General features: G+C 63.3%; 24 protein-coding genes. 17 read left to right on the top strand and 7 right to left on the bottom strand.

Annotated elements, in window-relative coordinates; genetic code table 11:
• Positions 1-52: 52 nt before the first annotated feature.
• Genes ACVC7O_RS21670 through tspO form a run of 3 tightly spaced genes read left to right on the top strand, consistent with a single transcriptional unit; the run spans position 53 to position 3,118 of the window.
• Positions 53-1,597: a phytoene desaturase gene (locus ACVC7O_RS21670; RefSeq protein WP_458326195.1), complete on the top strand. Its 1,545-nt coding sequence runs from the start codon at positions 53-55 to the stop codon at positions 1,595-1,597.
• Entirely contained in the window at positions 1,594-2,631 is a 1,038-nt protein-coding gene (crtB, locus tag ACVC7O_RS21665) for a 15-cis-phytoene synthase (RefSeq protein WP_458326194.1), read from the top strand. The genes ACVC7O_RS21670 and crtB overlap by 4 nt, the downstream gene beginning before the upstream one ends.
• A 4-nt stretch (positions 2,632-2,635) precedes the next feature.
• Positions 2,636-3,118, top strand: coding sequence for a tryptophan-rich sensory protein TspO (tspO, locus tag ACVC7O_RS21660; RefSeq protein ID WP_458326193.1), 483 nt, complete (start codon positions 2,636-2,638; stop codon positions 3,116-3,118).
• Between the two features lie 3 nt (positions 3,119-3,121).
• Here tspO and crtC read toward each other — a convergent pair whose 3' ends face one another.
• Together crtC and crtD are read right to left on the bottom strand one after the other, a co-directional pair.
• Positions 3,122-3,994, bottom strand: a complete 873-nt coding sequence (gene crtC / locus ACVC7O_RS21655) for a carotenoid 1,2-hydratase (protein ID WP_458326264.1) — start codon at positions 3,992-3,994, stop codon at positions 3,122-3,124.
• Positions 3,991-5,541 (bottom strand): 1-hydroxycarotenoid 3,4-desaturase CrtD, encoded by a 1,551-nt coding sequence (gene crtD / locus ACVC7O_RS21650; protein WP_458326192.1) that lies wholly within the window; start codon positions 5,539-5,541, stop codon positions 3,991-3,993. The genes crtC and crtD overlap by 4 nt, the downstream gene beginning before the upstream one ends.
• 93 nt (positions 5,542-5,634) lie before the next feature.
• On the opposite strand from crtD, the gene ACVC7O_RS21645 reads away from it, so the two are divergent.
• The 14 genes from ACVC7O_RS21645 (at position 5,635) to dxs (ending at position 19,083) form a co-directional block, all read left to right on the top strand.
• Complete coding sequence (locus ACVC7O_RS21645) at positions 5,635-6,519, top strand: polyprenyl synthetase family protein (RefSeq protein WP_458326191.1); 885 nt, start codon at positions 5,635-5,637, stop codon at positions 6,517-6,519.
• Positions 6,512-7,645, top strand: coding sequence for a methyltransferase (locus ACVC7O_RS21640; protein ID WP_458326190.1), 1,134 nt, complete (start codon positions 6,512-6,514; stop codon positions 7,643-7,645). The genes ACVC7O_RS21645 and ACVC7O_RS21640 overlap by 8 nt, the downstream gene beginning before the upstream one ends.
• Positions 7,646-7,764: 119 nt before the next feature.
• Positions 7,765-8,706 carry a chlorophyll synthesis pathway protein BchC gene (gene bchC, locus ACVC7O_RS21635; protein WP_458326189.1) on the top strand — a complete coding sequence of 314 codons (942 nt, stop codon included), beginning with the start codon at positions 7,765-7,767 and terminating at the stop codon, positions 8,704-8,706.
• Entirely contained in the window at positions 8,703-9,704 is a 1,002-nt protein-coding gene (locus ACVC7O_RS21630; protein ID WP_458326188.1) for a chlorophyllide a reductase iron protein subunit X, read from the top strand. Before bchC ends, ACVC7O_RS21630 begins: the two co-directional genes overlap by 4 nt.
• Positions 9,691-9,864, top strand: a complete 174-nt coding sequence (locus tag ACVC7O_RS21625) for a hypothetical protein (RefSeq protein WP_458326187.1) — start codon at positions 9,691-9,693, stop codon at positions 9,862-9,864. The genes ACVC7O_RS21630 and ACVC7O_RS21625 overlap by 14 nt, the downstream gene beginning before the upstream one ends.
• On the top strand, positions 9,861-11,432 hold the full coding sequence (gene bchY / locus ACVC7O_RS21620; RefSeq protein WP_458326186.1) for a chlorophyllide a reductase subunit Y: 1,572 nt from the start codon (positions 9,861-9,863) through the stop codon (positions 11,430-11,432). Before ACVC7O_RS21625 ends, bchY begins: the two co-directional genes overlap by 4 nt.
• 163 nt (positions 11,433-11,595) lie before the next feature.
• Positions 11,596-13,071, top strand: coding sequence for a chlorophyllide a reductase subunit Z (gene bchZ, locus ACVC7O_RS21615; protein WP_458326185.1), 1,476 nt, complete (start codon positions 11,596-11,598; stop codon positions 13,069-13,071).
• Positions 13,068-13,313 carry a cytochrome PufQ gene (gene pufQ, locus ACVC7O_RS21610; RefSeq protein WP_458326184.1) on the top strand — a complete coding sequence of 82 codons (246 nt, stop codon included), beginning with the start codon at positions 13,068-13,070 and terminating at the stop codon, positions 13,311-13,313. Before bchZ ends, pufQ begins: the two co-directional genes overlap by 4 nt.
• Before the next feature lie 183 nt (positions 13,314-13,496).
• Positions 13,497-13,643 carry a light-harvesting antenna LH1, beta subunit gene (pufB, locus tag ACVC7O_RS21605; protein ID WP_159975335.1) on the top strand — a complete coding sequence of 49 codons (147 nt, stop codon included), beginning with the start codon at positions 13,497-13,499 and terminating at the stop codon, positions 13,641-13,643.
• Between the two features lie 12 nt (positions 13,644-13,655).
• Positions 13,656-13,814 carry a light-harvesting antenna LH1, alpha subunit gene (gene pufA, locus ACVC7O_RS21600; RefSeq protein ID WP_187429532.1) on the top strand — a complete coding sequence of 53 codons (159 nt, stop codon included), beginning with the start codon at positions 13,656-13,658 and terminating at the stop codon, positions 13,812-13,814.
• 159 nt (positions 13,815-13,973) lie between these two features.
• On the top strand, positions 13,974-14,822 hold the full coding sequence (gene pufL, locus ACVC7O_RS21595; protein WP_458326183.1) for a photosynthetic reaction center subunit L: 849 nt from the start codon (positions 13,974-13,976) through the stop codon (positions 14,820-14,822).
• Positions 14,823-14,824: 2 nt separating this feature from the next.
• On the top strand, positions 14,825-15,820 hold the full coding sequence (gene pufM, locus ACVC7O_RS21590; RefSeq protein ID WP_458326182.1) for a photosynthetic reaction center subunit M: 996 nt from the start codon (positions 14,825-14,827) through the stop codon (positions 15,818-15,820).
• Between the two features lie 2 nt (positions 15,821-15,822).
• The gene (gene pufC / locus ACVC7O_RS21585; RefSeq protein ID WP_458326181.1) at positions 15,823-16,938 is read left to right on the top strand and encodes a photosynthetic reaction center cytochrome PufC; all 1,116 of its coding nucleotides are present in this window, start codon (positions 15,823-15,825) and stop codon (positions 16,936-16,938) included.
• Positions 16,939-17,154: 216 nt separating this feature from the next.
• Entirely contained in the window at positions 17,155-19,083 is a 1,929-nt protein-coding gene (gene dxs, locus ACVC7O_RS21580; protein WP_458326180.1) for a 1-deoxy-D-xylulose-5-phosphate synthase, read from the top strand.
• Between the two features lie 5 nt (positions 19,084-19,088).
• On the opposite strand, the gene ACVC7O_RS21575 is transcribed toward dxs, so the two are convergent.
• The 5 genes from ACVC7O_RS21575 to ACVC7O_RS21555 all read right to left on the bottom strand — a co-directional run bounded on the left by ACVC7O_RS21575 (position 19,089) and on the right by ACVC7O_RS21555 (position 22,599).
• Entirely contained in the window at positions 19,089-19,877 is a 789-nt protein-coding gene (locus ACVC7O_RS21575; RefSeq protein ID WP_458326179.1) for an alpha/beta fold hydrolase, read from the bottom strand.
• Positions 19,870-20,871, bottom strand: a complete 1,002-nt coding sequence (locus tag ACVC7O_RS21570; RefSeq protein WP_458326178.1) for a P1 family peptidase — start codon at positions 20,869-20,871, stop codon at positions 19,870-19,872. The genes ACVC7O_RS21575 and ACVC7O_RS21570 overlap by 8 nt, the downstream gene beginning before the upstream one ends.
• Positions 20,872-20,947: 76 nt before the next feature.
• Positions 20,948-21,298 carry a cupin domain-containing protein gene (locus ACVC7O_RS21565; RefSeq protein WP_458326177.1) on the bottom strand — a complete coding sequence of 117 codons (351 nt, stop codon included), beginning with the start codon at positions 21,296-21,298 and terminating at the stop codon, positions 20,948-20,950.
• Entirely contained in the window at positions 21,295-22,041 is a 747-nt protein-coding gene (locus ACVC7O_RS21560) for an SDR family oxidoreductase (protein WP_458326176.1), read from the bottom strand. Before ACVC7O_RS21560 ends, ACVC7O_RS21565 begins: the two co-directional genes overlap by 4 nt.
• Positions 22,042-22,101: 60 nt before the next feature.
• Entirely contained in the window at positions 22,102-22,599 is a 498-nt protein-coding gene (locus ACVC7O_RS21555; RefSeq protein ID WP_458326175.1) for a GNAT family N-acetyltransferase, read from the bottom strand.
• Between the last annotated feature and the right edge of the window lie 47 nt (positions 22,600-22,646).

The raw sequence follows: 22,646 nt of genomic DNA, 5'->3' as shown, positions 1-22,646 counted from the left end.
TTGGAAGATCACAATTGTAAAGTAAACTGGACACATCTACTGTACCGAAGTGATGACACGCGTAGATCCCAACGAATCTGCACATGCTGCTCAGGGCGGGCGCAACCGCGCAATCGTGATTGGTGCGGGCCTGGGCGGGCTTGCTGCGGCGATGCGGCTGGGAGCCAAGGGCTACCGTGTCACGGTGATCGACAAGCTTGATGTGCCGGGCGGGCGTGGTTCTGCCATTTGGCAGGATGGCCACCGGTTCGATCTGGGGCCCACCATCGTGACCGTACCGCAGCTCTATCGCGAGCTCTGGGCTGCTTGCGGGCTGGACTTCGATGCCGATGTGACCCTGAAAGCGCTCGAACCCTTCTACGAGATCCGCTGGCCCGATGGCACCAAATTCGTGGCGCAACGGGACACTGGAAAGCTGCGCGCCGAGGTGGCCAAGCTTGCGCCACAGGACCTAGCAGGTTTCGACAAGTTCCTTGAGGACAGCGCAGACCGCTACTGGTTCGGGTTTGAGGATCTGGGCCGCCGGTCGATGCATAAGCTGTGGGAACTCATCAAGGTGCTGCCCACCTTTGCGATGCTGCGCGCCGATCGATCTGTCTATGCGCATGCGGCCAAGCGCGTGAAGGACGAAAAGCTGCGCATGGCACTCAGCTTTCATCCGCTCTTCATTGGTGGTGATCCGCTCCATGTGACCTCGATGTACATCCTTGTCGCCTACCTCGAGAAAGAGTTTGGCGTGCACTACGCGATGGGTGGGTTGGCGGGTATGGCCCGCGCCATGGCGGATGTGATCGAAGGGCAGGGCGGCACGCTGCTGATGGAGACAGAGGTCGATGAGATCGTGGTCCGTGAGGATGCGGTCACGGGTGTCAGGCTCGCGTCGGGGCTGGAGATGGGCGCCGATATCGTCGTTTCCAACGCGGATTCGGGGCACACCTACACGACCTTGCTCCGCAATCAAAAGAAACGACGGTGGACAGCGCAGAGGCTGGCGCGCACGCGATATTCCATGAGTCTGTTCGTATGGTATTTCGGAACGAGAGGGACCGCGCAGGACTGGTCGGATGTAGGTCATCATACCATCCTCAACGGCCCGCGCTACACCGGGCTGCTGCGTGATATCTTCATCAAGGGCAAGCTCTGCGATGATATGAGCCTCTACGTGCACCGCCCATCCGTCACGGACCCTTCGGTTGCACCCGAGGGCGATGATACTTTCTATGTGCTCAGCCCGGTGCCGCATCTGGGCCACGACAACGGCGTGGACTGGCAGGAGGAGGAGCCGCTTTACAAGGCCAAGATGCTGCGGATGCTGGAGGAGCAGTTACTACCCGGCCTCGGTGAGCGGATCAGCACCGAGCGCGTGTTCAGCCCCGAGACTTTCCGCGACCGCTATCTCAGCCCGCTTGGTGCGGGGTTCTCGATCGAACCGCGTATTTTGCAGAGCGCGTGGTTCCGGCCACACAACATCTCGGAAGAGGTGAAGGGGCTTTATCTGGTTGGCGCCGGTACACACCCCGGGGCAGGGGTGCCGGGTGTGATCTCGACCGCGGAAGTGCTGAGCACCCTGGTGCCCGACGCGCAGGTGGTCCGATGATCGCGCCGTCTGATCTTGAACACTGCCGCGAGGCAATCCGTCATGGCTCGCTTTCGTTTCATGCGGCCTCCAAACTGTTGCCCCCGCGCGTGCGCGACCCGTCCCTGGCGCTCTATGCGTTTTGCCGGTTGGCGGACGATGAAGTGGATCTGAAGGCGGAGAAGGTCGAAGCGGTGCTGCGGCTGCGCGACCGGTTGGATGCGGTCTATGCGGGGCGGCCAAGGGATGCAGCACCTGATAGGGCCTTTGCGGCTATCGTTGAGGATTTCGAGATGCCCCGGGCGTTGCCCGACGCGCTCCTGGAGGGGTTGGCGTGGGATGCGGAAGGCCGACGCTATGAGACGCTCTCGGGCGTCAAGGACTACTCGGCCCGCGTCGCGTCAGCCGTCGGTGCGATGATGTGTGTGCTGATGGGCGTGCGCGATGCGGATGCGTTGGCCCGAGCCTGTGATCTGGGCGTGGCGATGCAGCTGACAAACATCGCCCGTGACGTGGGTGAGGATGCTCTGGAAAACCGCATCTACTTGCCGCTCGACTGGCTCGATGAAGCGGGCATTGACGTGGATCGCTTCCTCGCGGACGCCAAGCCGACCAAGGCGGTGCGGATGATGGTCAAGCGGTTGGTGATGGAGGCAAACCGGCTCTACATGCGCTCTGAGGCGGGTGTTGGTGCGCTGCCGCGCCGTTGCCGTCCCGGCATCTATGCGGCGCGGTTCATCTATGCGGGTATCGGCGGTCAATTGACCGCCATGGGCTACGATTCGATCTCTGCCCGGGCGCGGACAAGCAAGCTGCAAAAGCTGGGCTGGCTGGGTCAGTCCATGCTGCTGAGTGCAGCGACCATGGTGATGCCGCGCTCGTCCGTTCTTTATGCCAAGCCGCTGGACGAGGTGGCTTTCCTCGTGCGCGCCGCTGCGCTTGGCGAACCCACATCGTCGCGCAGCGATACGCTGATCTCGGTCCTGACAACGCTCGAGCAGCGGAGGCTCGAACAGAGGGCGCGCTTGACCGGTCACCGAACGGGTCTAACCTAGGGCCATGTTCTGGCTTCTGTTCTGCATCTTCTTTGCGGCCTGTCTGGGCGCCGGGGTGACCGGTGGTCTCTTTGCGCCGGGGCCGTGGTATCGCGCGCTCGAAAAACCCTGGTTCACCCCGCCAGACTGGGTGTTCCCGGTGACATGGATGGTGCTTTACATCTCCATGGCTGTGGCGGGTGCACGGATCGCGATGCTAGACGGCAATGGGGTTGCGCTGGCGTTTTGGGCCTTGCAGATCGCTCTCAATGGGCTGTGGACGCCGGTCTTCTTTGGCCTCAAGAACATCCGGCTGGGTATGGCGGTGGTTTCAGTTTTGTGGCTGTCGGTGCTGAGTGGGCTGTTGGCGATGTGGCAGATCGACGTGATCGCGGCTCTGCTCTTCGTGCCCTATCTGGTGTGGGTCACGATCGCGGCGGCGCTGAACGCAGCCGTCTGGCGGCTGAATCCCGACGTCGCGCGCAACCCACCACCAGCGCCCTCCTGACGATCAATTGAAACTCCAGTGCCGACGGCGCGGAACCCGAACGGCAAGCATGGGTTTCAGCAGCGGGCTGCGAAAGCGGCGCAGATCCAGCGCTTCATGCACGCCAGTCACACGTTCGCCGTCCAACTGAGTTTCCACGGCGGACCGGGTGTAGAAAGGCGCGTCGAGCATGGCCAGCTTTTGTCGGGGGATAAATCCGGTATCGGCGCGCGTTTCGCGTTTCACCGCCCAGAGACTCCGGCGCAGGCGCGCCTTGGGAGGCAGGGCGATCGTTTCGGCGTGGCCGCTCTGATCAAATCGGAACCCCGCCGCCAGTTCAGAGCCGTCCAACCGCGTTGCATCGTAGAAACATGTGGCACCCGAAGCGGTTGGAAACCGGCCCCATGTCCAATAGCTGAAGTCTTCTTCCAGCGCGCGGCTGCCGAAGTTCGCATCAAAATAGCCGTCGCCTTGCCACTGCCACCCGGGTCGGTCGATCTCGACCTCGATCCGGGCCGAGGGGGCGAAAGGGCGCCAGATGTGGGCGCCGTCTGCCGTCAGCGGCAGTTCCACATCGGTCAGCGCCGTGGGGCTCACGCGGATCTGACCCCGGATGCGATTGATCAGCGGCGGCCCTGAAATCTCGTCGACGTCGATGACCAGTTGATCACGCTCCCATCGCATCATCGAGGGCCCGACCTCGAACCGCGAATTGGTCTGGCGCAGCGCCGCCGCGCCGCGATCGGTCATCGTGAACCGCCCGCCGCGCCCGTAGGTGGCCACGTTGATGCAGACGTGGTTCTGCGGGTTGCGACGCCCCGACCAGCGATACCAGGGCGAGAAGACCGAACCGATGAACCCGATGACCGAGACCGCACGTTTGCCGCAATCGCTCAGGCCGTCGACATACCACCACGCATAGCCGTTTGGGCCGACATGGATGTCGAAGTTCGGCCGCGCAAGATCGCCTCGGCCGCGTGCTTGGCGGAGAGGGTCGCCATCGGGACGCCCGCCCCGGGATGTGTCCCCCCGCCCGCCAGCCACAGCCCCTTGATCGGGGTCTCGGCCGTTGGCCGTTTCAGCGAGGCCGTCAACCCGTGGGGGCTTTGCCCGTAGAGCGCGCCCATCGTCTCGGGAAACATGGCGGCGAAGCGTTGTGGTGTTGTGATCGTCGCGGCGGTCGGTGTCGGTGACATAGTCACGCCCATATCCGCCATCCTCTGCATGATCTGATGATGCCATCTGTCCAAATCCACTGGAGGGGTAAAGGTTGAAGTTGCCGGAGCATTCGAGATGATCTCGAAGCGTTCCAGCGTCGGGGGTGGGTGATCCTGGCCGCGGTCTTCGGCGCAGAGATAGAGCGTCGGGTCGCGCGGGATGCGGTCTGCCATGAGGTCGTTGAATTCGGCCTGGGGGTCATCGGCAAAGAACACGTTGTGATGGGCCAAGGGCATGCCGTGTGGAGTGGCCGCGAAGCTGTGCACCCGGGCCGAGAAGGAGCGGGGCAGTTTGGCCGTCTGAGGTGCGACGATCTTCAGGTCTTCGCCTAAGCTGCCGGTTGCGAGCGCACGCGGGTCACCTGCGTAGATGACCTTATCAGCTGCCAGGTGCGGCCCGTCCTTGATCTCGACGCCAGCGACTCGCCCGCTTTGCACCGTGATTTTTTCCACATGGGCGTTACGCTTCAGTCGAACCCCGCGCGCCTCGACGAGCTTGGTCAGCGCGTCGGTCAGTCGGTGCATACCGCCCTTCACCACCCAGACCCCGGCGGCTTCGGCCTGCCAGATCAGCGACAGGATCGCCGGGCTCAGATGTGGCGCGCCACCCACATAGGTGGCGTAGCGTCCGAAGAGCTGCGCCAGCCGCGGGTCGGTGAACTGTCGTTGGAGCGTCTGGCGCAGGGTCGAGAGTGGGGCCATGGCGGGAATGAGGCCTGGCTGGCGCAGCACAGGCGGCACCAGTTGCGCCATCTTTGGCGCGGGGGCCTGCATCATTGGCGTGTCGAACGCCTGAAACAGCCGTGCTGTGCGTGCGTTGAACCGGCGAAACTGATCGGCGGATTTTGCGCCTGCGAACGCTTCAATTGCCTCGGTGCTCTTCTCCGCGTCATCGTAAAGATCAAGCTGGCTGCCATCTGACCAGAAATGCCGCGCCAGAATGTCTTGGCGTGTCAGCGTCACGTGATCTTCAAGCTGCTCTCCGGCACAGGCAAAGAGGTCGTCAAACACATGACGCAGGGTCAGCACGGTTGGTCCGGCATCCACGGGACCTGCGCGGCTGGGGACGGTGCGGATCTTGCCGCCAGTGTGGGCGTGCCGTTCCAGAAGCGTCACGCCATACCCGCCCGCCGCGAGCCTGAGGGCTACGGCCAGCCCGGCAATGCCCGCGCCAATGACGATGGCTTCGGGGCGTGCGGGCGAAAGTGAGGGTGTCGCGACGACCATACGGGATTGTTGACTCGAAGTGGTAAAGTGTCCAGTATGATTTACACTTTGTGTCTCAAATGAATGACACTTTGCCGATGAAAGGAGTCCCATATGGGCATGACCTCGCGCATCGAAGCGGCAATTTCGTCGGCAGTGGCAGTCGGACAGGGGAGTGGTGCAGTGCCTGGCAGACTCTCGTCGGCGCTGGCCTATGCGACAGCCCCAGGCGGCGCCCGGATTCGCCCCACAATCCTGATGTCCGTGGCGATGGCCTGCGGTGATGATCGCCCCGCGCTGTCGGATGCGGCGGCCTCAGCGCTGGAGATGATTCACTGCGCCAGCCTCGTGCACGACGATCTGCCGTGCTTTGATGATGCGGCGATCCGGCGGGGCAAGCCTTCCGTTCATAAGGCCTATTCCGAGCCGCTCGCGGTGCTCACTGGCGACAGCCTTATCGTGCTGGCATTCGAGACGCTTGCGCGCCAATCGGAACAAGCACCGGATCGGGTGGCGCAGCTGATCATGACGCTCGCGCGCCGCACCGGTATGCCCGGTGGCATCTGCGCGGGGCAGGGCTGGGAGAGTGAGACGGAGATTGATCTTTCGGCCTATCATCAGGCCAAGACCGGCGCGCTCTTCATCGCGGCCACCCAGATGGGGGCGATCTCCGCCGGGCAAGAAGCAGAGCCGTGGTTCGAGTTGGGTGCACGCATCGGTGAAGCCTTCCAGGTTGCGGATGATTTGCGGGATGCGCTTTACGATGCGGAAACGCTCGGCAAGCCGGTGGGTCAGGACGACCTGCATGGGCGGCCCAACGCGGTCTCCCTGCTGGGTGTGCAGGGTGCCATTTCGCGGCTGAAGGATATTCTGGGCGGGGCGATTGCCTCGATCCCCTCGTGCCCCGGCGAGGCGCAACTGGCTGAGATGGTGCGCACCTATGCCGAGCGGCTGACCCCTGTTGCACCCCACGCAGCGCAGCGGCGCAGCAATGTCTGACACCACGAGCGATCTGCCCGGCTGGCGCGGCGGTTGGCTCAATCGACTTGTTGCGCGCCCCGGGTTCCAAAGCTGGGCAAGCCGCTTTCCTCTCACACGTGGACAGGCGCGCAAGGACGGCGCGGCGCTTTTCGATCTTGTGCAAGGCTTCGTGCAGAGCCAAGTGCTGATGGCCTTGGTCGAGCTTGATATCTTTCGCCGCCTCCGGGCCGGGCCGCTGACAGCGGATCGCCTGGGACAAGCGACGGATATCCCGGCGGATCGGATGCAGATACTGTTGCAAGCGGCGGCTGCGCTGAAGCTGCTCAAGCGGGATCGTAACGGTCGCTACCGTCTGGCGCGGAAGGGTGCGGCACTCATGGGCGTGCCAGGGCTTGAAGCCATGATCCGGCATCACAAGGCATTCTACGCGGATCTCTCCGATCCCGTTGGTTTGCTGCGCGGGCCGGAGCGCACCCAGCTCTCCGAGTTCTGGCCCTATGTGTTCGGCGCCCGAGGCACGATCGATCAAGACGTGGCCGAGACCTATTCCGACCTCATGGCCCAGAGCCAACTGTTGGTCGCTGAAGACACCTTGCGGGTTGTTTCCCTGAAAGGTGTAGGGCGGCTGCTCGATGTCGGTGGCGGCACGGGTGCGTTTCTCGAAGCGGTGGGCAAAAAGGCGCCCGGGCTGGAGCTGATGCTGTTCGATTTGCCGCAGGTTGTTCAGCAGGCACAGGCGCGCTTCGACGCCGCGGGATTGGGGCCGCGCGCCACGGTACATGCAGGCTCCTTCCGCGATGACCCATTGCCGGACGGGGCCGATGCCATTTCTCTCATCCGCGTGCTCTATGACCATTCGGATGAGACTGTGCGTGACCTGTTAGCTGCGGTGTATCGCGCGCTGCCGGCGGATGGGCGGTTGATCATCTCCGAGCCCATGGCCGGGGGCGCTGCGCCGGATGCGGCCGGCGATGTGTATTTCGCCTTCTACACGCTTGCGATGCAGACGGGCAAAGCCCGCTCGGCGGAGGAGATATCTGATCTCTGCCGGGAGTCTGGGTTTGTGCGCATTCACAGCCCCCAGCCCAAGCGCAATTATGTGACGCGCGTCGTTCTTGCGCAAAAGCCATCTTCCACGGAATAGAATGTGTCTAATTTAGTTGACACAATTTGATGTAAGCTTAAACTGACATCGACGACATGAGCTGTGGGATGAGTCTTTGACGCAAGATCAAAGCGGTCCCGCGAGCGAGGAGAGAGACTTTGGACACCACCGCCGTTCTTCTGAAAGGTCCACGCGATCTCGAGGTAGACGTCCTGACGCTGACAGCGCCGGGGGCCGAAGATCTCGTGGTCGATATTCAACACTCCGGCATTTCAACGGGCACCGAAAAACTCTTCTGGTCCGGTGATATGCCGCCGTTCCCAGGCATGGGCTATCCTTTGGTCCCCGGCTACGAGGCGGTGGGTGAGGTGGTGGACGCCGCCCCCTCGACCGGATACCGCCCCGGCGATCATGTGTTTGTGCCAGGCGCGAACTGCTATGACGGCGCCTTTGGTCTCTTCGGCGGCGCAGCGGCGCGGCTGGTGACGGCGCCGGATCGCGTGACACGAATCGATGTGAGCCTAGGCGCGCAAGGCGCTCTGCTCGCGCTGGCCGCGACCGCACGCCACACGATGGCCGGACTGAACAAATCGGTGCCGGACCTGATCGTGGGGCACGGTGTTCTTGGACGGTTGCTAGCCCGGCTGACGATTGCCGCAGGCGCACCCGCACCGACGGTTTGGGAGATCGATCCGTCCCGCCGGGATGGGGCCGAAGGTTACGAGGTGATCGCGCCGGAGGACGACCCGCGCCGCGATTACATGTCGGTCTATGATGCGTCGGGCAGCATGGATGTGCTGAACGATCTGGTGGCCCGGATCGGCAAAGGCGGCGAAGTCGTCCTTGCCGGGTTTTACAAGGAGCCCATTCGGTTCGATTTCCCGCCCGCCTTCATGAAGGAGGCGCGGTTCCGCGTGGCTGCGGAATGGACCCATGACGATCTGGCGGCGACCCGTGCGTTGGTGGAAAGCGGCACGCTGAGCCTCGATGGGCTGATCACAGATGAAGCCGCGGCGAAGGATGCGCCGGAAGCTTACGAGCGGGCCTTCACCGATCCCGCCTGCCTGAAGATGATCCTCAACTGGAAGGACGTGGCGTGAAAGACGATGTTCCAAACCTGAAGGAATTCGACCAGCGCCTGCGCGAGGAAGCGGCGGAGCCCACGCTGGAGGTACCGCAATCCGAGCCGACGTCGAAGACGCAGATCATCGCGATCTATGGCAAGGGTGGCATCGGCAAGAGCTTCACCCTCGCCAACCTCAGTCACATGATGGCGGAGCAGGGCAAGCGTGTGCTGCTCATCGGGTGCGATCCCAAGTCGGACACGACAAGCTTGCTCTTTGGCGGCAAGGCCTGCCCCACGATCATCGATACGTCGACGCGCAAGAAGCTGGCCGGCGAAGAGGTGAAGATCGGCGATGTCTGCTTCAAGCGCGGTGGCGTCTTTGCGATGGAGCTCGGTGGGCCCGAGGTCGGGCGCGGCTGCGGCGGGCGCGGGATCATCCACGGCTTTGAGCTGCTCGAAAAGCTGGGATTCCACGATTGGGACTTTGACTATGTGCTGCTCGATTTCCTCGGCGATGTGGTCTGCGGCGGCTTCGGCCTCCCGATTGCGCGCGACATGGCGCAGAAGGTGATCCTGGTTGCCTCGAATGATTTGCAATCTCTCTATGTGGCGAACAACGTCTGCTCGGCGGTGGAGTACTTCCGCAAGCTGGGCGGCAACGTCGGTGTGGCCGGGCTCGTGATCAACAAAGACGACGGGACTGGCGAGGCGGCGGCCTTTGCGGATGCAGTGGATATCCCGATCCTCGCAGCGATCCCGCAAGACGATGACCTGCGCAAGAAATCCGCGAACTACCAGATCGTCGGTACTCAGGCGAGCCAGTGGGGCGACCTCTTTGCCGAGCTTGGATTGAACGTTGCGAAGGCGCCGCCGATGCGGCCCGCGCCTCTGGACCAGGACGGGCTACTCGGCCTGTTCGATGCTTCGGAAACGGGTGGCGACGTGGTGCTGGAACCGGCGAGCGACGCCGACATGCGCGGCAAGAACGCAGCGCCCAAGCCGTCGCTGGAGGTTGTCTATGACGAAGCTTGAGCACTTCGACGAAAGCCAGCGCGCGCTGGAGCGGTCGGTCTGGAAGGGCCGTCAGTCGCAGGCCTTGTTCGAATCGAGCCAGGAGATGATCACCCAGTCGATCCGCCTGATGGAAGCCATGCGCAACCCCAAGCCAATCTACAAGGTGTCGGCGGAGTGAAACAGGAAGTCACATATGATGACGCCGCCGAGGTGGAGGTGATCAAGGGTCACCCTCACGGCGATGTCACACGTGTGACGGCAGAGGCACCGGTCGATGGCGCGGGCTGCCATTCAGGCGACGATATAGCCGAAGCGGCGCGGATGGCGGGCAAGTCAGAAGTTCTCGAGAAATTCCGCGCAGATTATCCCCTGGGGCCGCATGACAAGCCGCAATCTATGTGCCCGGCGTTTGGGTCGTTGCGCGTGGGCCTGCGGATGAAGCGGGTGGCGACGGTGCTGTCTGGCTCGGCCTGTTGTGTTTACGGGCTGACCTTCGTGTCGCATTTCTACGGCGCTCGGCGGTCGGTGGGTTATGTGCCGTTCAATTCCGAGACGCTGGTGACCGGCAAGCTTTTTGAGGACATCCGCGAGTCTGTGCACGAGTTGGCAGACCCGGATCGGTATGACGCGATTGTCGTCACCAACCTCTGCGTACCGACGGCATCGGGCGTGCCGCTGCAGCTGTTGCCGCGCGAGATCAATGGCGTGCGGATCGTTGGCATCGACGTGCCGGGGTTTGGCGTCCCGACCCATGCCGAGGCCAAGGATGTGCTGGCCGGTGCCATGCTGACTTACGCGCGGGAGGAGGCCGAAGCGGGCCCCGTCGCGGCGCCTGTGGGCGGGCGGTCCTCGCGGGCTACAGTTGCGATGCTGGGCGAGATGTTCCCGGCGGACCCGATGATGATTGGCCAGATGCTGGCCCCCATGGGTCTGGCAGCAGGGCCAGTTCTGCCGTGCCGCGAGTGGCGTGAGCTCTATGCAGCGCTCGACTGCTCGGTCGTCGCAGCAATCCATCCCTTCTATACGGATACGGTCCGTGCTTTCCGAGCAGCGGGGCGGCCCGTTGTGGGGTCTGCGCCGGTGGGTCATGACGGAACAGCGGCCTGGCTCCGCGCGATTGGCGAGACCTATGGTGTCTCGGCTGATCAGATCGCAGCGGCGCAGAACGCAGTCCTGCCCGCGATCAGGGGCGCGCTGGCGGCGACGCCGATCACCGGGACCATCACGCTTTCGGGCTATGAGGGCTCCGAGCTTTTGGTGGCGCGATTGCTGATCGAAAGCGGGGCAGATGTGCCGTATGTCGGTACGGCCTGTGCGAAGTCCGAGTGGTCCGCCGAGGATGCGGCCTGGCTGGAGGCGAAAGGCGTGACGGTGAAGTACCGCGCGTCGCTAGAAGATGACTGTGCTGCGATGGAGGCGGTGAAGCCCGACTTGGCCATTGGCACCACGCCAGTGGTGCAGAAGGCCAAGGAGCTCGGTGTACCCGCGCTCTATTTCACCAATCTGATTTCTGCGCGGCCCCTGATGGGGGTGGCGGGTGCGGGCTCGCTGGCCGAGGTGACCAACGCGGCCATCGGCAACAAGGACCGGATGGGCCGGATGAAGGCCTTCTTCGAGGATGTGGGCGCAGATGACACAGCCGGTGTCTGGGAAGGCGCACCAAATCTGCGCCCTGACTTCCGAGTGCAGCATCAGAAGAAGCTGGACAAGGCCGCGCGGGCGGCCAAAGCGGCGCAGATGATATGATGACGGCGCAAGATACATATTTTGCGCCGAGTGCGCGGCAGCGGGTTTCGCCAGAAACCTCCGTGCGCACCCTGGTTGCATATGATCGTTGGGGGGCTCTGCCCCCGCGCTGCGCGCTCCCCCGGAGTATTTGCCGAAGGGTGAAGCAGGGGGGACTCTGCTGATGCTGGTGACGGATCATGATCGCGCGGGCGGCTATTGGGGGGCCGTTTATGCCTTCTGTGCCGTGAAAGGCCTGCAGGTGGTGATCGACGGGCCGGTGGGCTGTGAGAACCTGCCGGTGACCTCTGTGCTGCATTACACCGACGCGCTGCCGCCGCATGAGTTGCCGATTGTGGTGACGGGTCTGGGTGAAGGCGAGATGGGGGCGGGCACGGAAGAGTCCATGAAGCGGGCCTGGGATACGCTCGACCCGGCACTGCCGGCGGTGGTCGTGACGGGCTCCATTGCCGAGATGATCGGGGGCGGGGTCACGCCGCAGGGGACCAATATTCAGCGGTTCTTGCCGCGCACCATTGATGAGGATCAGTGGGAGGCGGCGGACCGGGCGATGACCTGGATCTTCACTGAGTTCGGCATGACAAAGGGCCGGATGCCGCCGGAGAAGAAACGCACCGAAGGGGCCAAGCCCCGGGTGAACATTCTGGGGCCGATGTACGGCACCTTCAACATGCCCTCGGATCTGGCGGAGATCCGGCGGCTGGTCGAGGGGATCGGCTGCGAGGTCAACATGGTGATGCCCTTGGGCGCCCATGTGGCTGAAATGAGAGATTTGGTGAATGCGGATGTGAACATCTGCATGTACCGCGAGTTCGGGCGTGGATTATGCGAGCTTCTTGCCAAGCCGTATCTCCAGGCTCCGATAGGGGTCGAGAGCACGACCAAGTTCCTGCGCGCACTGGGGAACTTGGTCGGCCTCGACCCCGAACCTTTTATCGCGCGAGAGAAGCATTCGACCATCAAGCCGGTCTGGGATCTCTGGCGCTCGGTCACCCAGGATTTCTTTGCCACGGCGAGTTTCGCCATTGTGGCGAATGAGACCTACGCCCGTGGCATCCGGTTGTTTCTCGAGGACGACATGGGGCTGCCCTGTGCCTTTGCCGTCTCGCGCACGGCGGGGCAGAAGACGAACAACGAGGAAGTTCGCGCCCTGATGGGCCAAAACCGGCCTTTGATCGTGATGGGCTCGATCAACGAAAAGATGTACCTCGCCGAGCTGAAAGGCGGGCACGGACCAAGCCCCGCGTTCATTCCGGCGAGCTTTCCGGGAGCTGCGATCCGGCGGCACACGGGCACGCCCTTCATGGGGTATGCGGGGGCGACCTACCTCATTCAGGAAATCTGCAACGGGCTCTTCGACGCGCTCTTCCACATCCTGCCGCTTGGCACGGAGATGGATGCGACCGACGCCACGCTGACGCCGCTGCGGCGTGATTTCCCGTGGGATGCGGATGCGCAGGCGATGCTCGACAAGATCGTCGAGACCCATCCGATACTCACACGTATTTCAGCTGCGAAGACATTGCGCGACGCGGCAGAGAAAGCGGCCCTGGCCGCAGGTGCGGAACGCGTGGTGCTCGACACCGTGCGCGCGCTGGACCCGGCAAATGCCGGCACTGATCTGGAGGATCGACCATGAGCGATATGACGTCTGACATGATTGAAACAACCACCGAAGCCCCGCATCACACGCCGAGTCGCAAGGCCGTGAAGACGGAGTTCATGGTCTATTTCGCGATCATCTTCTTGGCGACGCTGCCGCTGGCGACCCTGACCTGGGCGCTCTCGGCGATCCGGACACGGAGCTTCACCGAAAAGGGCCCGATGGCCCGCGCCTGGACGCAGGCTCGCATCATCACGCCGATGATCTTTTCGGCATGACCCCCATGTCGCGACATAGAGGCCAGGGCCCCGGTCGCGATCCGAATTCTCGGCTTGTGTGCGCCTGCCGAGGTCAAGAGCTGTACGCCTTTTGCGAGGTGGACAGAGCCCCGAGGGGGGAGACCCCCAAAGGACCCCGCCGCGGGGTGCGCGGCGTCAGCATAACGTTCCGGAGGAATATTTATGGCTGATAACCACCTGTCTTTCACAGGTTTAACCGACGAGCAGGCGCAAGAACTGCACGCCGTCTACATGAGTGGGCTCTGGCTGTTTTCAGCAGTGGCCGTTGTCGCTCATTTGGCGACGTTCATCTGGCGTCCGTGGTTCTAAGAGGAAATGGATATGGCAAAGTTCTATAAGATCTGGCTCATTTTCGATCCTCGCCGAGTGTTTGTTGCACAAGGCGTGTTCCTCTTCCTGCTGGCAGCGATGATTCACCTCGTCCTGCTGAGCACAGAGCACTTCAACTGGTTCGAACTGGCGGCGCAATCCGCCCAGTAAGGGATTTGGCCGGGCAAGGGCCACCCGTACCGGTGCCAGAGTGACACCAAGATTGCTGCGGGCGGCGAAGTGTGCGCCATCCGCCCGCGGCGGACCCAACGCAATAAACGACGGCCTCCGCCTTTCACTGGCGCGCCGCACACACGCGGAGAATAGAAGATGGCATTGCTCAGCTTCGAAAGAAAATATCGCGTCCGCGGAGGGACGCTGATCGGGGGCGATCTGTTCGACTTCTGGGTGGGGCCTTTCTATGTGGGCTTCTTCGGGGTGACGACGGCCTTCTTCGCCCTGCTTGGAACCATCCTGATTTTCTGGGGCGCCAGCCAGCAGGGGACGTTCAACCCCTGGCTGATCAACATCGCCCCGCCTGACCTGAGCTATGGGCTTGGGCTCGCGCCGCTGCTTGAGGGCGGGCTCTGGCAGATCATCACGATCTGTGCCACGGGCGCGTTCATCAGTTGGGCGCTGCGCGAGGTGGAGATTTGCCGCAAACTGGGCATGGGCTATCACGTGCCCTTTGGCTTCGCCGCAGCGATCATCGCCTATATGACGCTGGTCATCTTCCGCCCGCTCTTGATGGGCGCCTGGGGGCATGGGTTCCCATACGGGATCTTCAGCCACCTCGACTGGGTCAGCAACACCGGCTACGCCTATCTGCACTTCCACTATAACCCGGCGCATATGCTGGCGGTGACGCTCTTCTTCACCACCACGCTGGCGCTGGCGCTGCACGGCGGTTTGATCCTCTCGGCCTGTAACCCCGAGAAGGGCGAAGAGGCCAAGACGCCGGATCATGAAGACACGTTCTTCCGCGACTTCATCGGCTATTCCGTCGGCACCCTGGGCATTCACCGGGTGGGCTATCTGCTCGCCATCAACGCAGGGCTCTGGTCGGCGATCTGTATCATCATCTCCGGTCCGGTCTGGACGGCCGGTTGGCCCGAGTGGTGGAACTGGTGGCTCGACCTGCCGATCTGGGGTGAACCCATCGCCGTGGGAGGGATGTGATCATGTGGCTTCCTGAATACCAGAACATCTTCACGCAGGTGCAGGTCCAGGGCAATCCCGAATGGGGTATGGACGACCAGGGCAACAACATGATGGAAGAACGCGTGGGCAAGCCCCGGTTCAACACATTCGTTGGCCTGTTCGGCAATGCGCAGATCGGGCCCTACTACGTGGGCTGGACAACGCTGGTGGCGTTCGCGACGGGCATCGCCTGGTTCGTGATCGTGGGCTTCAACATGCTCGCGCAGGTCGGATACTCCATCCCGCAGTTCATCCGTCAGCTTTTCTGGCTCGCGCTCGAGCCACCCTCGCCGGAGTACGGGCTGTCGATGCCGCCGCTGGACGAAGGGGGCTGGTACATCATCGCCAGTTTCTTCCTGCTGGTCTCGGTGCTCTGCTGGCTGCTCCGCGCGTACCTGCTGGCGCAGCAGCACAAGATGGGCAAGCACATCTTCTGGGGGTTTGCCAGCGCCGTCTGGTTGTTCCTGGTCCTAGGTCTGTTCCGTCCGGTCCTGATGGGCTCGTGGTCGGAGGCGGTGCCCTACGGCATCTTCCCGCACCTTGACTGGACCACGGCCTTCTCAATCCGCTACGGCAACCTCTACTACAACCCGTTCCATTGCCTGAGCATCGTGTTCCTCTATGGCTCGGTGCTGCTCTTCTGCATGCACGGCGGCACGATCCTTGCCGTGACCCGCTATGGCGGCGACCGGGAGCTGGAGCAGATCTATGATCGCGGGACCGCCACGGAACGCGCCGCTCTCTTCTGGCGCTGGACCATGGGCTTCAACGCCACGATGGAAGGTATTCACCGCTGGGCCTGGTGGTTTGCGGTGCTGACCCCGATCACCGGTGGTATCGGCATCCTGCTCACCGGCACGGTGGTCGACAACTGGTTCATCTGGGCGCAGGAGCACAATTTCGCGCCGATGTATGACGGCTCCTATGGATATGCCGACTACGGCTCCTACGAAGCCTTTATCGGACAGGAGGACTGATCATGCTGCCCAAGTGGTTTGACAAATGGAACGCGGACAACCCGACCAATGTGTTCGGCCCCGCGATCCTGATCGGTGCCATCGGCGGGGCTGTCTTTGCGGCGATCATGATCGTCAGCTATGGCAACCCGGCGCAGACGGCCTCGCTTCAGACGGGGCCGCGCGGGACGGGGATGTCCGTGCCCGAGTTCGACGTGATGCGCACCGCCCCCGATCCGACGATCGAGGCCTATTATACCGAGGAGCCTTACGTCCCCGAAGGTGGTGAGGATCTGGCCCGCGACATCTACGAGAATGTTCAGGTGCTCGGGGACCTCACCGAGGACAACTTCAACCGCGTGATGAACGCCATGACCCAATGGGTCAGCCCCGAGGAAGGCTGTGCCTACTGTCACGGTGATGTCGACCTGGAGGAATACGGCAACGACGATCTCTACACCAAGGTTGTCTCGCGCCGGATGATCCAGATGACCCAGAACATCAACGAGAACTGGGGCGGGCATGTGAATGCGGTCGGCGAGGTTGGTGTGAACTGCTACACCTGCCACCGGGGTCAGAACGTGCCCTCTGAGATCTGGTTCAACATCAGCCCGGTCAACGAGGCCGCAGGCGGGTGGGCGAGCGTGCAGAACCGCGCAACCTCGATCAGCCAGTCGACCTCGCTGCCCTCCAATGCGCTGGAAGTGTATCTCACCGACTATGAGGCGGTGAACGTGCATGATCTGGAAAGCCGGGTGGAAGGCGTGCCGAATGACATCGACGTCGCCTCGATCCAGAAGACCGAGCAGACCTACGCGTTGATGAACTACTTCTCGAACAGCCTCGGCGTGAACTGTGTCTTCTGTCACAACTCGCGCGCCTTCTACGACCCAGAGCAGCACACCCCGCAATGGGCGACCGCGCTGCTCGGTCGGCAGATGGTGATCGAGATGAACCAGGAGTACCTGATCCCGTTGGAGGCGGAGTATCCGCCCGAGCGCCTTGGCCCGATCTATGCCGATGCGCCGAAAGCGGCCTGCAAGACCTGCCACAAGGGCTATCAGCGTCCGCTGCAGGGGATGAACGTGATTGCAGACTGGCCCGAGCTCGCGACCAGCGAGGCGCCGGTTTACGAATAAGCGTGGGCGGCTTCGGCCGCCCCGCTTGGCCTGGCACGGACCCTTGGCTTCCTGGGTCCGGGCACGGGGTCTCAACACCCCGGTTCCCTTCCTGTTGGCTACAGGAACCTGGCGTCGCAACTGGTTTACCCCAGCTGCGACGCCTTTTCATTCCAAGGGGCGGCGCCTCGGCTTTGGCAAGAGCTGGCCGCCCCGCGACAGACGGAGATGTGCGCCATGACCAAACCCGACACCCCGACCCTCGACCAGGTGGCAGGCCCTGCGGACCTTCGGCAGATGTCCGACCGGGCGCTTGGCGCGCTGGCGCATGAGTTGCGCGCCGAGGTCATCGATGCCGTCAGCCAAACCGGCGGGCATCTTGGGTCGTCGCTCGGCGTGGTGGAGCTGACCGTCGCGATCCATGCCGTCTTCGACACGCCGCGCGACAAGCTGATCTGGGACGTGGGGCATCAGTGCTACCCGCATAAGATCCTGACCGGACGACGCGATCGGATGCATACGTTGCGGCAGGGTGGGGGGCTTTCCGGTTTCACCAAGCGCAGCGAGAGCGAATATGACCCCTTTGGCGCGGCGCATTCCAGCACGTCGATTTCCGCCGCCCTGGGATTCACTGTGGGCCGCGACATGGGCCAGCCCACGGGCGATGCGATTGCGGTGATCGGCGATGGCTCGATCAGCGCGGGCATGGCTTATGAGGCGATGAACAATGCGGGCAGTGAAGGGCGGCGGCTCTTCGTGATCCTGAACGACAACGAGATGTCGATTGCCCCGCCGGTGGGCGCGATGTCGTCTTACCTCTCGGGGCTGTCTGACCTCACGCGGAAGGGACCGTTTGGCGGGCTGATGGCCATGGCCGAGGGGATGGAGCAACTGGCACCGAAACCGGTGCGCGAAGGCGCGCGGCGGGCGCGCGAGATGGTCACCGGCTTGGAGAGTAAGGGGACGTTTTTCGAAGAACTGGGGTTTGACTACATCGGCCCCATCGACGGGCACGACATGGGTCAGTTGTTGAGCGTATTGCGGGCGGCCAAGACGCGGGCGACCGGGCCGGTCCTGATCCACTGCTGCACGGTCAAGGGCAAGGGCTACGCACCCGCCGAAGGGTCTGCAGACAAGTACCACGGCGTCGCCAAGTTCGACGTGGACACGGGTGTGCAGGCGAAGGCCAAGGCGAACGCGCCCTCTTACACGGGTGTGTTTGGGGACGCGCTGACCGAAGCTGCAGCACGTGACCCGAGCATTGTTGCGGTCACGGCGGCGATGCCAAGCGGGACGGGCGTGGACCGGATGGCCAAGCGCTTCCCGGCCCGTGTTTTCGACGTGGGCATTGCCGAGCAGCACGGGGTGACCTTTGCCGCTGGGATGGCGGCGAGCGGGTTGAAGCCGTTCTGCGCAATCTATTCGACCTTCCTGCAGCGCGGCTATGACCAGGTGGTGCATGACGTGGCGCTGCAAGGCTTGCCCGTGCGCTTTGCCATCGACCGCGCGGGGCTAGTGGGCGCGGACGGCGCCACCCACGCCGGGGCGTTCGACATCGGCTATCTCGGTGCGTTGCCGGGGATGGTCGTGATGGCGGCGGCGGATGAGGCGGAGCTGGTGCATATGGTCACAACGGCTGCCGCGCATGACAGCGGACCCATTGCCTTCCGCTATCCGCGTGGCAATGGCACGGGCGTGGCCCTACCGGAGAAGGGTGAGGTGCTGGAGATCGGCAAGGGCCGGATGATCCGCGAAGGGACAGGCGATGTTGCGCTGCTGTCGCTTGGCACACATCTGGCGGAATGCGAAGCGGCGGCAACGATGCTTGAGGCTGAGGGTATCAGCGCGACGATTGCCGATGCGCGCTTTGCCAAGCCGCTCGACATGGATCTGATCACGCAATTGGCGCAGACCCATAGCGCGCTGGTGACCGTGGAGCAGGGGGCGCAGGGCGGCTTTGGCGCGATGGTGCTGCAGGCGATGGCGGGTGAGGGTTTGCTCGATCATGGCTGCCGCGTGCGGACGCTCTGCCTGCCGGACAGGTTCATTGACCAGGCCGCCCCTGCGGAGATGTACCGTGATGCGGGTGTCGATGCGGAGGGCATTGTGCAGATGGTCTTGGCGGCCCTCGAGCAGGACCGCAAGATCGTCACGCTGCACCGCTGATCTGACTATAGCTCCCCGATGAACTGCCGCAGGTGGTGCGCGACCTGGGCAGGGGCATCCCAATGCGGAGCGTGGCCGCAGCCGTCAATCACCGTGGTTGGAATGCCTTCCAACGCGACCCGCGCCTCGGTGAGAGGGATCAGAAGGTCTTTTTCACCGAGTAGAGACAGTAGAGGAACTTGTGGGCGGGTTTGGAACAGCGTCGGGTCGGCGTTGGTGACCGCGTTTAGTTGGTGTGCCATCGCCTCTGCCGATTGTGCGTGAGGATAGGCCAGCGATTGCGCGACGGCGGCGTCAATAGCGCCAGGGGTCGCGTAGAACGCGGGTGTGAAGATCCACGGCAGGAACAGCCGCAGCCAGGTGTCGGGCGGCGCGTTGGAGCGGCGTATGGCGAGAAGGCTTTCGAAGAGCGCCGCGTTGCGGGACGGGTTCAACGGCGCGGAGGCCATCATCGTGCAGCTTGCGATACGCTCGGGCGCGAGCGCGGCCATCGCCCAGGCGATGTAGCCGCCGAGCGAGTGGCCGAGCACGTGCGCCCGGTCGTGACCCAGATGATCCATCAGCGCTAGCGCGTCCTCGGCCCAGATCTGCGGCGAGGCGGGTGCATCCCAGGGCGTCGTGCGCCCGGTGGTGCGGTTGTCCGGGCAGATCAGGGTGAAGTGGTTGGTCAGGTGGGGGACCAGCGGTGCCCAGCTTGCGCTGTCTGACATCATGCCTGCGACCAGGATCATTGGCGGGCCGCTTCCGGTGACTTCGTAGTGCAGAGAGACATCCGGCACGTCGAGCTTAGCCATTCAAGTCGCTCCAGCAGGGCAAGAGATCACCGGCGGCGGGCGTTGCCTTATAGACCGCGCGGGCGATGGCGCGGGTCAGGCAGAGGGCGGCGGCGTGGCCGACGAGTGTGACATCGTTTGCGGCTTCGGCGCGGGTTTGTTCACCGGTGGACAGCGCGAAGACGAGATCGCCGTCGCCGGGAGAATGGGCGGGCACGCAGGCGCGCGCGATGCCGTCATGGGCCGCCACAGCCATCCGGTGGCATTGCGGTTTGGTGAGCGGAGCATCGGTGGCGACGACTGCAATGGTGGTGTTCGCGCGCTCGAAGAAGGCCGCGTGTTTGCGGCTGGTCAGATCGCGCCCGAGGCCGGAGGAGGGGTCTGGGCCCAGGCCGCCGAACTCGCCGTCAATCTCGAAAGGGGCGGCGTAGAAATGTCTCTCGCCCGGCGTGGTGACTGTGCCCAAAGGGTTGGCGGCGGCCAGCGCACCGACGGTTGTGCCATCCGGCAAGACGAGGGAAGCGGACCCAAGCCCGCCTTTCAGCATGGCGGTAAGGGCGCCGGTGCCTGCGCCTGTGTTGCCAATTGCGAAGTCCTCGGCGGCCGCGTCGAAGGCCGCGCGGCCAAGAGCGGGGTAGGGGTTCTGGTCCCAGTGCTTGTCACCGCCGTTCAACAGGTCAAAGAGAATGGCGGCGGGCACAATGGGGACGCGGGCGGTGCCAACAGCGTAGCCGCGTCCGGCTTTTCGTAGCCCGTCGACAACGCCGGAGGCGGCATCGAGCCCGTAGGCTGAGCCGCCGGACAGCACCAACGCGTCGATGTCAGAGACGGACCTGTGCGGGGCCAGGAGATCGGTTTCGCGTGTGCCCGGCGCGCCGCCCATGACGTGCACGGAGGCGATGAAAGGACACTCGGCTGTTACGACCGTGCATCCGGACTTCAGCATTGCGTCTTCGGCGTTGCCGACTTTCAGCCCGGCGACATCCGTGATCAGATTGCGGGGCCCCGGGGTCATATCGTTTGAAACAACGGCGCGCCCTGCGGGCGCATTCCATCATTTGTTTGAGTATTTCTAGAAGGGTGAAGCGACATCAGATGCGCCGTTTGGGCGCGGCGGTGGCGGCATCGCCGGTGTTGGGTTCGCCCTTCGGCTCGATCAGCAGCACCTTGCATTCCTGATCTGCCCGGGGACGGTGGGTCACGCCCTTTGGCACCACGAAAAGCTCGCCTGCCTTCACGGGGTGGGAGGTGTCTTCGAGGTCCAGCATCATCTCGCCATCGAGCACGAGGAAGAGATCGTCGGTGTCCTCGTGCAGGTGGAAGGGGAATTCGCCTTGAAAGCGGACGACCATCACCTCGTTGTCGTTGTAATCGGCGATCACATGCGGATCCCAGTGGCTGGTGAACTGCGCCAGCTTCTCCGCCAGGTTGATTGTCTTCATATGCACCGCCCTCCGTCGATTTCCATCGCCACTCCGGTGATCATGGAAGCCTCATCGGAGCAGAGAAAGCAAGCGGCATTGCCCATGTCTTGCGGGGTGGAAAACCGACCCAGCGGGATGGTGGCGAGGAATTTCGCGCGCATCTCGGGGGTGTCTTCGCCCATGAAGGATTTCAGCAGCGGGGTCTCGCCAGCAACGGGATTGAGGGCGTTCACGCGCACGCCCACGGGTGCGAGCTCAACCGCCATGGCCTTGGTTGCGGTGATCATCCAGCCTTTGGAGGCGTTGTACCAATTGAGGTTCGGCCGTGGTGAGACACCGGCGGTGGAGGCGATATTCAGGATCGCACCCGACTTGCGGGTTTTCATATGGGGGACGAGGGCGCGCGCGGTCAGGTAGACGGACTTTGCATTCACCGCAAGGACCCGATCGAAATCTTCCTCGCTGACGTCTTCCAGCGATGTGGGCAGATGCGTGACGCCCGCATTGTTGACCAGAATGTCCACATGGCCCCAGGCTTCAAGTGCTTCGCGGGCCATCGCGTTGACCGAGGTGCCATCGGATACATCGACCATGCAGGCAATGGCGTGATCGCCCATCTGGTCGGTCAGATCCTGTGCCGCGGCCTTGTTGATGTCGGCGATCATCACCCGTGCGCCTTCTGAGGTGAATTTCCGCACGATGCCCGCGCCAAAGCCCGAGGCCCCGCCGGTGACGATAGCCATCTTTCCTGTCAGTCGCATGATCTCCTCCCTTTCATGCTGGTCGACCTGGTGCCGGTATCGTTTATCGTTCGTGACCGGCTAGAGGTCGTATGTCAGCACCCACCGGTTGTGACCGTCGCTGTCCGGCGTGGCGGGCGCATAACGGTGGGGCAGGAAGCCTTCCCGGATCCAGAAATGCATGGCCCGGGGGTTGGCCTCAAGCACGGAGAGCTTAAGCGAGGCGATTCCCTGCTCTGATGCGCGCTCCTTAATGAGGTTTACCACAGCCCGCCCGATCCCGCGCCCGCGAAAGGCAGGGTCAAGCAGCACGAGGCCGATCCACCAGTCGTCAGGGAATTCATAGCCATGCGCGATACACATCATCCCCAGCATCGCGTTCCCGTCCATGATCGCGAAATGCAGCAGATCACTTTCCGAGAGCCCTGGAGGTGCTGCGGTAAAGAAGCTGTCGACAAAGTCCATGTTAGGCGCGTGCCCGACCTCGAGCGTCACATAGTCCGCGGCGCGAGTGGCGAGATCGAGTGTGTCCTCGGCGTGGTCTCTGCGGGTGATCGGGAGAAGCGTCGGATCAGCCATGCCGGAGGTCCCGGTGGGCATGGCCACCAGACACAATCAGGCAAAGG

It is taken from the genome of Roseobacter cerffii, from assembly GCF_054226325.1.
This window is presented reverse-complemented; position numbering and strand designations above follow the sequence as displayed.

What these genes read in the sequence shown, in the direction of transcription:
- bchZ (WP_458326185.1), top strand. Translation starts at nt 11,596, where the DNA reads ATGCTGGTGACGGATCATGATCGCGCGGGCGGCTATTGGGGGGCCGTT.
- ACVC7O_RS21575 (WP_458326179.1), bottom strand. Translation starts at nt 19,877, where the DNA reads ATGGCTAAGCTCGACGTGCCGGATGTCTCTCTGCACTACGAAGTCACC.
- ACVC7O_RS21570 (WP_458326178.1), bottom strand. Translation starts at nt 20,871, where the DNA reads ATGACCCCGGGGCCCCGCAATCTGATCACGGATGTCGCCGGGCTGAAA.
- crtB (WP_458326194.1), top strand. Translation starts at nt 1,594, where the DNA reads ATGATCGCGCCGTCTGATCTTGAACACTGCCGCGAGGCAATCCGTCAT.
- pufC (WP_458326181.1), top strand. Translation starts at nt 15,823, where the DNA reads ATGCTGCCCAAGTGGTTTGACAAATGGAACGCGGACAACCCGACCAAT.
- ACVC7O_RS21640 (WP_458326190.1), top strand. Translation starts at nt 6,512, where the DNA reads ATGTCTGACACCACGAGCGATCTGCCCGGCTGGCGCGGCGGTTGGCTC.
- dxs (WP_458326180.1), top strand. Translation starts at nt 17,155, where the DNA reads ATGACCAAACCCGACACCCCGACCCTCGACCAGGTGGCAGGCCCTGCG.
- ACVC7O_RS21560 (WP_458326176.1), bottom strand. Translation starts at nt 22,041, where the DNA reads ATGCGACTGACAGGAAAGATGGCTATCGTCACCGGCGGGGCCTCGGGC.
- pufM (WP_458326182.1), top strand. Translation starts at nt 14,825, where the DNA reads ATGTGGCTTCCTGAATACCAGAACATCTTCACGCAGGTGCAGGTCCAG.
- ACVC7O_RS21565 (WP_458326177.1), bottom strand. Translation starts at nt 21,298, where the DNA reads ATGAAGACAATCAACCTGGCGGAGAAGCTGGCGCAGTTCACCAGCCAC.
- ACVC7O_RS21645 (WP_458326191.1), top strand. Translation starts at nt 5,635, where the DNA reads ATGGGCATGACCTCGCGCATCGAAGCGGCAATTTCGTCGGCAGTGGCA.
- crtD (WP_458326192.1), bottom strand. Translation starts at nt 5,541, where the DNA reads ATGGTCGTCGCGACACCCTCACTTTCGCCCGCACGCCCCGAAGCCATC.
- ACVC7O_RS21555 (WP_458326175.1), bottom strand. Translation starts at nt 22,599, where the DNA reads ATGGCTGATCCGACGCTTCTCCCGATCACCCGCAGAGACCACGCCGAG.
- pufL (WP_458326183.1), top strand. Translation starts at nt 13,974, where the DNA reads ATGGCATTGCTCAGCTTCGAAAGAAAATATCGCGTCCGCGGAGGGACG.
- ACVC7O_RS21625 (WP_458326187.1), top strand. Translation starts at nt 9,691, where the DNA reads ATGACGAAGCTTGAGCACTTCGACGAAAGCCAGCGCGCGCTGGAGCGG.
- ACVC7O_RS21670 (WP_458326195.1), top strand. Translation starts at nt 53, where the DNA reads ATGACACGCGTAGATCCCAACGAATCTGCACATGCTGCTCAGGGCGGG.
- tspO (WP_458326193.1), top strand. Translation starts at nt 2,636, where the DNA reads ATGTTCTGGCTTCTGTTCTGCATCTTCTTTGCGGCCTGTCTGGGCGCC.
- pufB (WP_159975335.1), top strand. Translation starts at nt 13,497, where the DNA reads ATGGCTGATAACCACCTGTCTTTCACAGGTTTAACCGACGAGCAGGCG.
- pufQ (WP_458326184.1), top strand. Translation starts at nt 13,068, where the DNA reads ATGAGCGATATGACGTCTGACATGATTGAAACAACCACCGAAGCCCCG.
- pufA (WP_187429532.1), top strand. Translation starts at nt 13,656, where the DNA reads ATGGCAAAGTTCTATAAGATCTGGCTCATTTTCGATCCTCGCCGAGTG.